Raw genomic sequence first — 12427 nt, 5'->3', positions numbered from 1 at the left:
CCCCGCCACCCGGCCCGCGCACCGGCCAGAAGGACGAGACGTGAACACCCAGCCCGGAGAAGCCCACCCCAGCACCACCGACGACCTGCGCCGCGCCGCACAGCTCGCCGGAGACGACGAGGACCGGTCCGACGAGCCCCACATCGTGCGCGGCCTGGACTGACCATGACGCCCACCGACACCGCCCCCGGGGCAGCCGTCCGCGACATCGTCCGCGACATCGTCCTCGACGCCGACGGCATCCCCCTGTCCGGCCTGATCGCCCTGCCCGCGGCGCCCCCGCGCGCCACCGTCGTCGCCGTCCACGGCGGCGGCATGCGCGCCGGCTACTTCCACGGCCGCAGCCACTGCGGCCAGTCCCTGCTCACGCTCGCCGCCGGCCTGGGCTACGCCGTCCTGGCCGTCGACCGGCCCGGCTACGGCCTGTCCGAGCCCAACTTCCCCCAGGGCGCCACCCTCTCCGAGCAGTCCCACGTGCTGCACGCCGCCCTCGCGGCCTACGCACGCGAGCACGACACCGGCGGCGGCATCTTCCTGATGGCGCACTCCTACGGCGGCAAGCTCGCCCTCCACGCCGCCGCGGACCCGCGCGGCGCCGCCTTCCTCGGCCTGGACATCTCCGGCATCAGCCACCGCTACGCCGTCGACCCCGCCCGCATCGAGGACTTCCACGGCGTGAAGACCTGGCCCCTGCACTGGGGCCGCCTCGGCCTCTACCCGCCGGGCACCTTCAGCGCCGCCAAGCCCCTGGTCACCCCGATGCCCCCGCGCGAGGCCCAGGAAGCCTCCCGCTGGGCCCGGGCCTTCCCGGACCTGGCCGCCCGCGTCCGCGTCCCCGTCCGCTTCACCTTCGCCGAGCACGAGGGCTGGTGGCACCACGACGAGGAAACCCTCGCCTCCATGCGCGCCCACCTGGCCGCGCCCCGCGTCGTCTTCGACCGCCAGCCCCACGCCGGGCACAACATCAGCCTGGGCTGGGCCGCCCGCACCTACCACCTGCGCGCCCTGGCCTTCGCCGAGGAGTGCCTCCTCGCCCGCGACCTCGCGCCCGGCACCGCCCCGGCCCGTACGCCCGGCCCCGGCGTCCTCACCGGCGCCGCCGGCACCCCGTCCCAGCGATAGGTGACCACCGTGCAAGCCTTCATCGAGCACGCCCGCTCCCTGCGCCTGCGCATCGACCGCGACGGCCGCCGCGCGGAGTTCGGCCGCCTGGCCGCGGGCCAGTCGCCCATGGCCCTCTTCGTCACCTGCTCCGACTCCCGCGTCATCCCGTCCCTGATCACCGGCTCCCGCCCCGGCGAGCTGTTCGAGCTGCGCACCGCGGGCAACGCCGTCCCCGCCTACAGCCACCTGCGGCCCGGCGGCGACGCGGCCACCATCGAGTACGCCGTGGACGTGCTGCGCGTGCCCGACATCATCGTCTGCGGTCACTCCCACTGCGGGGCCGTCGGCGCCCGGGCCCGCGGCGACGACCTCTCCGCGCTGCCCGCCGTCGACCACTGGCTCAGCACCCAGCTGCCCGGCGACGCCGGTCACGGGCGCCCGGACCCGGCGGAGCACGGGGCACCCGACCCCGGCATGCACGCCGCCGGGCAGCGCAACGTCCGCGCCCAGCTCGAACGGCTGCACACCTACCCGTGCGTCCGCCGCCGCCTGGGCGACGGCACGCTGCGGCTGCACGGCTGGTTCTACGGCGTCGACAGCGGCCTGGTCCTCTCCCTGGACGGCGAACTCGACGCCTTCGTGCCGCTGTGAGGCACGGGCGGGCACCCTGTCGGCGCGTTGCTTGATCCCTTACCCTCCGGGGAACGGACGCAGCCGATCCGGCCCTGCCCGACCTGCGAGGAGGCCAGCATGAGCCGACCAGCGGAGGCCCGCCCGGGGGAGGGGCGGGAGCGAGGAGCGCCCTCCTCCTGCCACCTCCCCGCCGGCACCGCCGCCGGCGGGGCGTACGACCTCGACATCCGGCCCGCGAGCGCGGGCTGGACCCACTCCTCCCTGAAAGTCCTCACCCTCGCCCCCGGCGGCACCCACACCTTCCCCACCGGCGGCAGCGAGTGGATCGTCCTGCCGCTCAGCGGCGGGTGCACGGTCGCCGCCGGCGAGCTGTCCTTCGCCCTGCACGGCCGCGACAGCGTCTTCTCCTCCGTCACGGACTTCGCCTACCTCCCCCGCGACACCACCGCCCGCCTCACCTCGGCCGCCGGGGGCCGCTTCGCCCTCGCCGGGGCCCGCTGCGAACGCCGGCTGCCCGCCCGCTACGGCCCCGCCTCCGCCGTCCCCGTCGAGCTGCGCGGCACCGGCACCTGCTCACGGCAGGTCAACAACTTCGCCGCCGCCGGCGCCTTCGCATGCGACAAGCTCATCGCCGTGGAAGTCCTCACCCCCGGCGGCAACTGGTCCTCCTACCCGCCCCACAAGCACGACGAGCACCACCCGGGCGAGGAGTCCGCGCTGGAGGAGATCTACTACTTCGAGATCGCGGACGGGCCCGCCGGCACCCCCGGCCTCGGCTACCAGCGCGTGTCCCCCTCGCGCGAGAAGGGCACCGACGTCCTCGCCGAGGTCCGCACGGGCGACGCCGTGCTCATCCCCGACGGCTGGCACGGCCCCTCCGTCGCCGCGCCCGGCCACGACATGTACTACCTCAACGTCATGGCCGGCCCCGGGCCGGAGCGCGAGTGGCTCATCCGCGACCACCCCGATCACGCCTGGATCCGCGGCACCTGGCCCGCCCAGGCCGTCGATCCCCGCCTGCCGCTCTACGAGGAGGCGAAGCGATGACGACCGACAGGGCAACCACCCGCCGCCTCACCGTCGCCCAGGCCCTGATCGCCTTCCTCTCCCGCCAGTACACCGAGCGCGACGGCCGCCGGCAGCGCCTGATCGCCGCCTGCTGGGGCATCTTCGGCCACGGCAACGTCGCCGGCATCGGGCAGGCGCTGCTGGAGTCCGGCGACGCCATGCCGTACCACCAGGGCCGCAACGAACAGGCCATGGTGCACGCGGCCGTCGGCTGGGCCCGCCACCGCGACCGGCTCTCCGCGCACGCCGTCACCACCTCCATCGGCCCCGGCGCCACCAACCTCGTCACGGGCGCCGCCCTCGCCACGATCAACCGGCTCCCCGTCCTGCTCCTCCCCGGCGACACCTTCGCCACGCGCCCCGCCGACCCCGTCCTGCAGCAGCTCGAACACCCGGGCGCGGGCGACGTGTCCGTCAACGACTGCCTGCGCCCGGTCTCCCGCTGGTTCGACCGGATCACCCGGCCCGAGGCGCTGATCCCCGCCGCCCTGCAGGCCGTGCGCGTCCTCGCCGACCCCGTCGAGACCGGCGCCGTCACCCTCGCCCTCCCGCAGGACGTCCAGGCCGAGGCGTACGACTGGCCGGAGGAGTTCTTCGCCGAGCGCGTCTGGCACGTGCGCCGCCCCGCCCCCGACCCCGCGGAGCTGGCCGCGGCCGCCGAAGCCGTACGGGCCGCCCGCCGCCCCTTGCTGATCGCCGGCGGCGGCGTCCACCACAGCGGGGCCGAGGACGCGCTGCGCGCCCTCGCCGACGCGACCGGCATCCCCGTCGCCTCCACCCAGGCCGGCAAGGGCTCCCTGCACCACGCCCACCCCGCCGACGTCGGCGGCATCGGCCACACCGGCACGGCCGCCGCCGACGACCTGGCCCGCACGGCCGACCTCGTCATCGGCGCCGGCACCCGCTACAGCGACTTCACCACCGCCTCGCACACCCTCTTCGCCGCCCCGGGCGTCCGCTTCGTCAACCTCAACATCGCCCCCGCCGACGCCCACAAGCTCGCCGCCCTGCCCCTCGTCGCCGACGCCCGCACCGGCCTGGAGGCCCTGGCGCGCGCCCTGGCCGGCCACCGCGTCGCGGAGGCGTACGAGAGGGAGTACACGGCCGGCAAGCAGGCGTGGGAGCAGGCCGTCACCCGCGCGTTCGCCGTACGGGACGAGGCGGCGCGCCCCACGCAGGCCCAGGTCATCGGCGCCCTCGACGCCGTCGTCGACGACAGCGACGTCGTCATCAACGCCGCCGGCTCCCTGCCCGGCGACCTCCACAAGCTCTGGCGCGCCCGCTCCCGCCGCCAGTACCACCTCGAATACGGCTACTCCTGCATGGGCTACGAGATCCCGGCCGCGATCGGCGTCGCCCTGGCCGAGCCCGGCCGCCCCGTGTGGGCGCTCGTCGGCGACGGCACGTACCTGATGATGCCGACCGAGCTGGTCACCGCCGTGCAGGAGGGCATCCCCGTCAAGGTCGTGCTCGTCCAGAACCACGGCTACGCCTCCATCGGCAGCCTCTCCGAGGCCGTCGGCGCCGAGCGCTTCGGCACCGCCTACCGCTTCCGCGCCGCCGACGGCACCTTCACCGGCGACCCGCTCCCCGTGGACCTCGCCGCCAACGCCGCCTCGCTCGGCATGCACGTGCTGCGCGCCCGCACGGCGGGTGAACTGCGGCAGGTGCTCGCCGCGGCGCGCGCCGAGGACCGCCCCACATGTGTCTACGTGGAGACCGAAACAGCCGACACAGTGCCGGGCGCGCCCCCTGCCCAGGCGTGGTGGGATGTTCCCGTCGCCGGGGCCGCGACCCGCCCGGCGGCCCGCAGGGCCCGGGAGGAGTACGAGCGCGACCCGCGTGGTCCGCGCGCCCGCCGCCGCTATCTTTGACGTAGGAGAGGCCGACCGATGAAGACCGTCAACCACTGGATCGACGGCAAGGCCGTCGAGGGCGCCTCCGGCACGTACGGGCCGGTCACCGACCCCGCGACGGGCGCGCAGACCACGCGGGTCGCCTTCGCCTCGGCGGAGGAGGTGGACGCCGCCGTCGCCGCCGCCAAGGCCGCCTTCGCGACGTGGGGCACCTCCTCCCTCGCCACCCGCACCGCGATCCTCTTCCGCTACCGCGCGCTGCTGGACGCCCACCGCGCCGAGCTCGCGGAGCTGATCACCGCCGAGCACGGCAAGGTGCACGCCGACGCGCTCGGCGAGGTCGCCCGCGGCCTGGAGATCGTCGAGCTGGCGTGCGGCATCACCACGCAGCTCAAGGGCGAGCTGTCGACCCAGGTCTCCGGCGGCGTGGACGTCGCGGCGATCCGCCAGCCGCTCGGCGTCGTCGCCGGCATCACGCCCTTCAACTTCCCGGCGATGGTGCCGATGTGGATGTTCCCGCTGGCCGTCGCCTGCGGCAACACCTTCGTGCTCAAGCCCAGCGAGAAGGACCCCTCGCCCGCGATCCTGCTCGCGCAGCTGGCCGCCGAGGCGGGGCTGCCCGAGGGCGTCCTCAACGTCGTCAACGGCGACAAGGCCGCCGTCGACCGGCTGCTGACCCACCCGGACGTCGCCGCCGTCTCCTTCGTCGGCTCCACGCCCATCGCCCGCCACGTCCACCGGGTGGCGAGCGAGCACGGCAAGCGCGTCCAGGCCCTCGGCGGCGCCAAGAACCACATGCTGGTGCTGCCCGACGCCGACCTCGACGCCGCCGCCGACGCCGCCGTCTCGGCCGCGTACGGCTCGGCCGGCGAGCGCTGCATGGCCGTCTCCGCGGTCGTCGCGGTGGGCTCGGCCGGCGACGAGCTCGTGGCGAAGATCCGCGAGCGCGCCGAGAAGATCAAGATCGGGCCGGGCGACGACCCCACCTCCGAGATGGGCCCGCTCATCACCGCGGCCCACCGCGACAAGGTCGCCTCGTACGTGCGCGGCGCCGCCGCCCAGGGCGCCGAGGTCGTCCTCGACGGCACCGGCTTCACGGTCGAGGGCTACGAGAACGGGCACTGGATCGGGCTCTCCCTGCTCGACAAGGTGCCGGCCGGCGCGGACGCCTACCGCGACGAGATCTTCGGCCCGGTGCTGTGCGTGCTGCGCGCGGAGTCCTACGAGGAGGGGCTCGCCCTCATCAACTCCTCGCCGTGGGGCAACGGCACGGCCGTCTTCACGCGCGACGGCGGCGCGGCCCGCCGCTTCCAGCTGGAGGTCGAGGCCGGCATGGTCGGCATCAACGTGCCCATCCCGGTGCCCGTCGGCTACCACTCCTTCGGCGGCTGGAAGGACTCCCTCTTCGGCGACCACCACATCTACGGCAACGACGGCGTCCACTTCTACACGCGCGGCAAGGTCGTCACCACCCGCTGGCCCGACCCGGCCGACAGCGGCGTCGACCTGGGCTTCCCCAGCCACCGCTAGCCATCGCTGAGCCCGCCCCGCTGCGCGGAACCCGCCGGTCCGGAACGTAAGCTCAGGCCATGACCTGGTCCAGCGCGCTGCGGAAGGCCGCCCGCGACGGTCTGACGATCGAGCGCACCAAGCTGACGCCCGTGGTCGCCGCCCGTGGCGCGCTCGGCGTGGCGCTCGTCGTCGGGGTCATCCTCCGGCTGGGGACCCCGGCGCTCGCCGTGTCCTCGGCATTCGGCGCGTTCTCCGCCGGACTGGTGACGTTCCAGCGCAGCTGGCGGCCCCGGCCCGTGCTGGCGCTCGCCGTGGCGTCCGGCCTGGCCGTCAGCACCTTCCTCGGCTACCTGGCCGCCTTCGACCCCGTCGTCTTCGGCACGCTGCTGGGCGTGTGGACGCTGCTCGCGGGCATGGCCTGGGCGGTCGGGCCGGTCTCCGGCCTGGTCGCCACCCAGACCATCGCCGTCATGCTCGTCACCGTCACCCTGCCCACGTCCGTCATGGGCGCGCTCCACCACGCCGGGCTGATCGCCGTCGGCGGGCTCGTGCAGGCGGCCCTCGTCGTCCTGCTGCCCGTCCGCCCCTGGGGCCGCCAGCGGGACGCCCTCGCCGACGCGCTCGCCGCGGAGGCGGACTACGCGCGCCGGCTGCGGCACGACCCGCAGGCCCTCTTCGACCCCCAGCCGCTCATGGACGCCCGCGAGGCAGCCGAGCTGACGCCCCGGCAGGCCCGCAGCCGGCCCCGCCAGCTCGGCGGGCCCCGCGGCGTCGCCGAACGGCTGCGGCCCGTCCTCGCCTCCCTCGCCGACCCCGTCCTCGGCGCCCCCGCGGAGGGCCCCGAACGCGACCGCGTGCGGGACCTGCTGGGCGCGGCGGCGACCGTGCTGGACGCGGTCGCGCGCGCCATCCGGTGGGGCAAGCCCGTGAAGCTCCCCGAAGAAGCCACCGCCGTCCTCACCGTGCCCGCCACCGGGCCGGTCCTGCACGGCGCCGCGCGGCGCTCCGCCCTGCGCCTGATGGCGCTCCTCGGCGACGCGGTCGACGCCACCGACGAACCCGTGCGCCGGAGCGCGGCGCGCGGCGGCCACGAGCACCGGCACCTGCTGCGGCCCTCCGTGCCGCGGCTCGTGCCCGTCGCGCTGCGCGCGCTGCGGCGCGAAGCGCGCTGGTCCTCGCCGGTCGGGCGGCACGCGGTGCGGGTCACCGCCGTCGTCCTCGCCGGCTACGCCGCCGGCACCGCCCTGCCCTGGGGGCACGCCTACTGGGCGCCCATGACCTCCGTGATGGTCATGCGGCCCGACTTCGGGCAGACGTACTCGCGGGGCGTCGCCCGCTTCGCCGGAACCGTCGTCGGCGTGGCCGTCGCGGGGGCGCTCATGGCCTTCACCCACCCCGGGCTGTGGGTGTGCGCGGGGCTCGCCGTGGTGTGCGTCGGGCTCATGTACCTGCTGATGCGCACCGGCTACAGCGTCACCTCCGCCTGCATCGCCGCCTACGTCGTCTTCCTGCTCGGCATCGCGGGGGAGGGCTGGTCCCAGACCATCGAGGCGCGCGTCGCCCTCACCCTGCTCGGCGGGCTCCTCGCCATGGCCGCGTACGCGCTCTTCCCCAGCTGGGAGACGCCCCGGCTGCGCGACCGGCTCGCCGACTGGCTCACCGCCAACGGGCACTACGCGCTCGCCGTCCTCGGCGCGTTCGCCCGGCCGGAGGAGCGCAAGCAGCGGCGCGTGCGGGAGGCCCTGCTGGACGCGCGGGCCGCCCGCACGGCCTGGGAGGAGATGGCCGGCCGGGCCCTGACCGAGCCCGTGCGCCACCGCGGGCTCTCGCGCAGCTCCGAGCGGGCGGCGGAGGCGGCGCTGGCCACGCTCGGCCGCGCCACGATGCTGATGGAGGCTCACCTTCCGGACCGCGACGCGCGGCCGTCGGAGGGGGCGGCCGCCTTCGCCGCCGCCCTGGAGGCGGCCCTGCCGGCGGCGGCCGAGGCGATCCGCGGCCGCCGCGCGCTCGACTGGACGGGCCCGCGGGAGGCGCTCGCCGCGTGGCGCGCGGCCGAAGGCGAGGAGGGCGTGGCCGTCCGCGGCTCGGAACTCCTCCTGGACGCCCTGGACGAACTGGCGACGTCCCTCTCCCCAGGCCCAGGCGGCCGCAACCGCGCCACGCGCAGGGCGTAACGGTCCCGGGCACCTTCCCGCCGCGGGCGGGGGCGCGGCGCCCTGCGTAGGACGGCCCGCGCCGGACACGGTCCTTCCGCCGCTACGGTGCTCAGCCCCCGCGGCGCGGCCCGGCGGTGCCGAACCGCCTCGTCAGCCGGTGCGGCACCGCCGGTCTCCGCCGTGGTGGTTGCGCGCCGTTGCGGCGGGGGAGTGTGCGGTGCGGCCGCCGCCTCATCCTGCCCGTGCCGGGCCGGCCCTGGCCGGGGGCCCTCACGGAGTGAACAGGCGGTCCAGGTGCGCGTCCAGCAAAGACGTCGCCTCTTCCGGGGCGCACGCTTCCAGCAGCAGGTGCGTCGTCAGGCCGTCCGTCAGGGCAAGCAGGAGCATCGCCTCCGCTTCCGGGGAGCGGGACGCTTCCACCTCGCCCCGCGCGATCCCCGCCCGCACCTGGTCCGCGAAGAACGCCCGCAGCGCCGGCAGGCCCTCCCTCGCGTGGCCGCGCAGCCGTTCGTCGTGCAGGGCCCGGACGAAGTATGCGATCTGTACCAGGTTCCCCGTGCGGCTCGCCTCGTCCAGCGGGAGCATCTCCATGACCGTCTCCCGCAGGACGTCCCGCGGCGACGGCGGCCCCGCGAGCCCCAGGAGCCGCGCGCGGATCCGCTCCTCCGCCAGCCCGCCCAGGTACTTGAGGGCGAAGACGAGCATCTCGTCCTTGCTGGAGAAGTAGTGCTGCAGCTGCCCCAGCGAGATCCCGGCCTCCGCCGCCACGTCCCGCAGGCTCGCCCCGTCGAGCCCCCGCGCGCACGCGATGCGCCACAGGGCCTCCGCGATGGCCCGGCGCCGCGCTTCGTGGTCCACGCGCTTGGGCACGCCCACCACCCCACCTTTCCAAGTCGCTCGTATTGCTATAGCTTAGTCTCCATACAACTGACTTGGAAAAGCGGAAGCGGGGAGCGGCACGACCATGGCACGACACGGACAGACGATCAGGCTGAGGCCGCCGCGCCACGGCGTCGCCCCGCGGGCCCGCCGCTGGTGGACCGCGCAGGCCTGGCTGACCGTCACCGGCCCCTCGCTGCTGACCGCCGCGGTCCTCCTCGTCCTCTCCGTGCTCTTCTTCCCCGGCGCCCTCCCGTGGCTCGCCCCGCTGCTCGTCGGCGTCCTCGTCCTGCCCGCGGCCGGTTACGTGCTGGCGATGCCGCGCCTGCGCTGCCGTATCCACGCCTGGGAGGTCGGCGAGAGCGCGGTCTACGCGGCGGGCGGCTGGCTGCTGCACAAGCGCCGGATAGCCCCGCTGTCCCGCGTCCAGACCGTCGACACCGTGCGCGGCCCGCTGCAGCAGGCGTTCGGCCTCGCGACGGTCACCGTCACCACCGCCTCCACGGCCGGCGACGTCCGCATCACCGGCGTGTCCGAGGAGGATGCCGAGCGGATAGCCGCCCGCATCACCGAGGCCGCCCGCCTCACGCCCCGCGACGGTGACGCAGCATGAGCGATCCCCGCATCAGCGACCCCGGCATGAGCGACCCCCGCATGAACGACCCCCGCACCGGCGAGGAGCCCTGGCGCGCGCTCGACCCCCGTACGATCGCCGTGCACTGCACGTGGATGGGCGCGCCCCTCGGCTCGTTCTGCCTCACCCTGCTCGCCACCGGCGGCCGGATCGACCTGCGCGCATGGATCGGCCTCGCCGCCATCGGCGCCGTCTTCGCCTTCATCGCCGGAAGCGGCGTCATCACCTGGCGCCGCACCCGCTACCGCGTCACCGCCGAGGCGATAGAGCTCCACACGGGCCTGTTCACCCGCAGCGTCCGCGCGATCCCCCTGCACCGCGTGCGCAACGTGGACATCACGGCGAACGTCGTCCAGCGCCTCCTCGGCCTCGCCGTGCTGCGCGCCGGCACGGGCGGCGGCGGCCGGAGCGGCGAGCTCTCCCTGGACGCCCTCGCCCGCCCCGAGGCCGTGCGCCTGCGCGCCGAGCTCCTGGCCCGCGCCGGCACGGGCCGCGCCGCCGACCCCGTGCTGGCCACCGCCGACCCGCGCCGCCTGCGCTACGCACCGCTGACCTTCTGGGTCGTCGGTGGTGTCTTCGCCGTGGCGGGCGCCGTCTGGCGCGTCCTCGACGGGATCGGCATCGAGCCCTGGCGCATCGGCTTCGTGCGCCGCGCCTTCGAGGACTTCGGCCACAGCGCCCTGTGGCTCACGATCCCGCTCGCGCTCCTCGCGATCGCCGCCCTCGGCAGCGCCGGCGCGGTCGCCCTCTACGCCGAGAGCTGGTGGAACTACCGCCTGGAGTGGACCGACGAGGCCACCCTGCGCGTCCGCCACGGCCTGCTCACCACCCGCTCCGTGTCGATCGAGCGCGCCCGCCTGCGCGGCGTGTCCCTGCGCGAGCCGCTCCTGCTGCGCGCGGGCGGCGGCGCGAGCGTCCGGGCCGTCGCGGGCGGCCTCGGCAACAAGGAGGAGAACCGGAGCCGCAGCGTCGTCCTCCCGCCCGCCTCGCGCGACGAGGCGCTGCGCGTGTGCGGCGGCGTGCTGGGCGAGCCCTTCGCCCCGGAGGGGCTGACGGCGCACCCGCGGGCCGCGCTCCGCCGCCGCGTCGTCCGGGCCTTCGCGTGGTGCGTGCTGCCGCCCGCCGTCGCGCTGGCGGTGCTGGGCGCGCTTCTGACCCCCGTCCTGCTGTACTGCGCGGCCGGCTGGCTCGTGCTGTCCGCACCGGTCGCCTACGGCCTCGCGCGCGACGCCTACCGCGGGCTGGGGCACGGCTTCCGGGGGCGCTTGCTGTACGTGCGCTCCGGCACGTTCGGCCGGGAGACGGTCGCGCTCGACCGCTCGGCCGTCCTGGCGTGGACCTTCACCGACACGCCCTTCTCGCGCCGGGCGGGCCTCGTCACGGCGACCGCCGCCGTCGCCGGCGGCGAGGACGGATACCGCATACGGGACATGCCGGCCGGTTCCGCCGCGCCCTTCGCGGAGGCGGTGACTCCGGGAATCCTCACCGAATTCCTGGAGCGCGGCGAACAACCGCCCCCCATGCGCGGATTTGTCCGGTCCTCCTAAAGTTTTTCGAACGCTTTTTGTTATCGTCGCGCCCCATCCGCATCTCCTATGTGTCGGACCGAACGGACCGACTCCCGAACGGAATGCCGAGAAGGGTGGCGGAGCGTGAACAGTCAGAGCGTGGCCGTGGTCGAGGCGGCGCGAGCCGGGGACGCGGCGGCACAGGACGAGCTCGTCGCCGCCCACCTCCCGCTCGTCTACAACATCGTCGGCCGGGCCCTCAACGGCCACGCCGACGTGGACGACGTCGTCCAGGAGACGATGCTCCGGGTCATCAACGGCCTCGGCGAGCTGCGGGACGCCGCCGCGTTCCGCTCCTGGCTCGTCGCCATCGCCATGAACCAGATACGCAGCCACTGGCGGGAGCGCCCGGAGACTCCCGTCAGTGGCCTGCAGGAGGTTGCCGAGGCCCCCGACCCCGAGGCGGACTTCGTCGACCTCACCATCCTCCGGCTCGGTCTGCAGGGCCAGCGCAAGGAGGTCGCCGAGGCGACGCGCTGGCTCGACGACGACGAGCAGACCGTGCTCTCCCTGTGGTGGCTGGAGGCCGCCGGGGAGCTCACGCGCGCCGAGGTCGCCGCCGCCCTGGAGATGACCCCGCAGCACGCGGCCGTCCGCATCCAGCGCACCAAGGCCCAGCTGGACACCGCCCGCGGTGTCGTCCGGGCCCTGACCGCCCACCCGCTCTGCCCGCAGCTCGGGGATGTCGTCGCCTCCTGGGACGGGGCGCCGTCGGCCCTGTGGCGCAAGCGCGTCGCCCGCCACGTGCGCGGCTGCGGCCGCTGCGCCGGCGCGCTGTCGGCCCTGGTCCCGGCCGAGGGGCTGCTCGTCGGGCTCGGCCTCGTGCCGGTCGGCGCGGCGCTGCTGGGCTGGTGGCCCGGCGGCGCGATGTTGCACACGCAGCAGGTGGGCCACGCATCCCCGGCCGCGCCCGCCTCTGCGTCCCCCTCCGCATCCCCGGCCGCGCCCCACGCCGCCGCCGGCGGGCGTGCGGCCCGCCGCCGCGCGGGCGACGGCCACCGGGGCGGCGGCGTGGGG

The 12427-nt window shown here is 75.7% G+C and carries 10 protein-coding genes; 9 read left to right on the top strand and 1 reads right to left on the bottom strand.

The genetic code is table 11. The features are described 5' to 3' along the window. Positions 1-165 precede the first annotated feature (165 nt). The 6 genes from ACSNOH_RS28440 (at position 166) to ACSNOH_RS28415 (ending at position 8347) form a co-directional block, all read left to right on the top strand. Positions 166-1122: an alpha/beta hydrolase gene (locus ACSNOH_RS28440; RefSeq protein WP_436724301.1), complete on the top strand. Its 957-nt coding sequence runs from the start codon at positions 166-168 to the stop codon at positions 1120-1122. Positions 1123-1131: 9 nt separating this feature from the next. Next, on the top strand, positions 1132-1755 hold the full coding sequence (locus ACSNOH_RS28435; RefSeq protein ID WP_436724302.1) for a carbonic anhydrase: 624 nt from the start codon (positions 1132-1134) through the stop codon (positions 1753-1755). A gap of 99 nt (positions 1756-1854) precedes the next feature. After that, entirely contained in the window at positions 1855-2784 is a 930-nt protein-coding gene (gene iolB / locus ACSNOH_RS28430; RefSeq protein WP_436724300.1) for a 5-deoxy-glucuronate isomerase, read from the top strand. Beyond that, a complete protein-coding gene (iolD, locus tag ACSNOH_RS28425; RefSeq protein ID WP_436724299.1) occupies positions 2781-4679 on the top strand; it encodes a 3D-(3,5/4)-trihydroxycyclohexane-1,2-dione acylhydrolase (decyclizing) in 1899 nt (632 codons plus the stop codon). Before iolB ends, iolD begins: the two co-directional genes overlap by 4 nt. An 18-nt stretch (positions 4680-4697) precedes the next feature. Next, positions 4698-6191 (top strand): CoA-acylating methylmalonate-semialdehyde dehydrogenase, encoded by a 1494-nt coding sequence (locus ACSNOH_RS28420; protein ID WP_436724298.1) that lies wholly within the window; start codon positions 4698-4700, stop codon positions 6189-6191. A gap of 59 nt (positions 6192-6250) precedes the next feature. Beyond that, on the top strand, positions 6251-8347 hold the full coding sequence (locus tag ACSNOH_RS28415) for an FUSC family protein (protein WP_436724297.1): 2097 nt from the start codon (positions 6251-6253) through the stop codon (positions 8345-8347). Between the two features lie 252 nt (positions 8348-8599). Here the strand turns inward: ACSNOH_RS28415 and ACSNOH_RS28410 are convergent, their stop codons facing one another. After that, on the bottom strand, positions 8600-9199 hold the full coding sequence (locus ACSNOH_RS28410) for a TetR/AcrR family transcriptional regulator (protein WP_436724296.1): 600 nt from the start codon (positions 9197-9199) through the stop codon (positions 8600-8602). Positions 9200-9293: 94 nt separating this feature from the next. On the opposite strand from ACSNOH_RS28410, the gene ACSNOH_RS28405 reads away from it, so the two are divergent. The 3 genes from ACSNOH_RS28405 to ACSNOH_RS28395 form a co-directional block, all read left to right on the top strand. Then, complete coding sequence (locus tag ACSNOH_RS28405; RefSeq protein ID WP_436724295.1) at positions 9294-9821, top strand: PH domain-containing protein; 528 nt, start codon at positions 9294-9296, stop codon at positions 9819-9821. Then, positions 9818-11389, top strand: coding sequence for a PH domain-containing protein (locus ACSNOH_RS28400; RefSeq protein ID WP_436724294.1), 1572 nt, complete (start codon positions 9818-9820; stop codon positions 11387-11389). Before ACSNOH_RS28405 ends, ACSNOH_RS28400 begins: the two co-directional genes overlap by 4 nt. 105 nt (positions 11390-11494) lie before the next feature. Further along, a partial coding sequence (locus ACSNOH_RS28395) for a sigma-70 family RNA polymerase sigma factor (protein WP_436724293.1) occupies positions 11495-12427 on the top strand: 933 nt, incomplete at its 3' end.

Origin of the sequence: Streptomyces sp. URMC 127, assembly GCF_051386535.1 — a bacterium.
In the GTDB taxonomy this organism is placed as follows: domain Bacteria; phylum Actinomycetota; class Actinomycetes; order Streptomycetales; family Streptomycetaceae; genus Streptomyces.
Note: the sequence above shows the minus strand (reverse complement) of the source record. Positions and strands in the feature narration are given on the sequence as shown.

Bases quoted from the DNA above. Each gene is read 5' to 3' on its own strand.
- ACSNOH_RS28420 (WP_436724298.1), top strand. From the start codon at position 4,698: ATGAAGACCGTCAACCACTGGATCGACGGCAAGGCCGTCGAGGGCGCC.
- ACSNOH_RS28400 (WP_436724294.1), top strand. From the start codon at position 9,818: ATGAGCGATCCCCGCATCAGCGACCCCGGCATGAGCGACCCCCGCATG.
- ACSNOH_RS28415 (WP_436724297.1), top strand. From the start codon at position 6,251: ATGACCTGGTCCAGCGCGCTGCGGAAGGCCGCCCGCGACGGTCTGACG.
- ACSNOH_RS28405 (WP_436724295.1), top strand. From the start codon at position 9,294: ATGGCACGACACGGACAGACGATCAGGCTGAGGCCGCCGCGCCACGGC.
- iolB (WP_436724300.1), top strand. From the start codon at position 1,855: ATGAGCCGACCAGCGGAGGCCCGCCCGGGGGAGGGGCGGGAGCGAGGA.
- iolD (WP_436724299.1), top strand. From the start codon at position 2,781: ATGACGACCGACAGGGCAACCACCCGCCGCCTCACCGTCGCCCAGGCC.
- ACSNOH_RS28440 (WP_436724301.1), top strand. From the start codon at position 166: ATGACGCCCACCGACACCGCCCCCGGGGCAGCCGTCCGCGACATCGTC.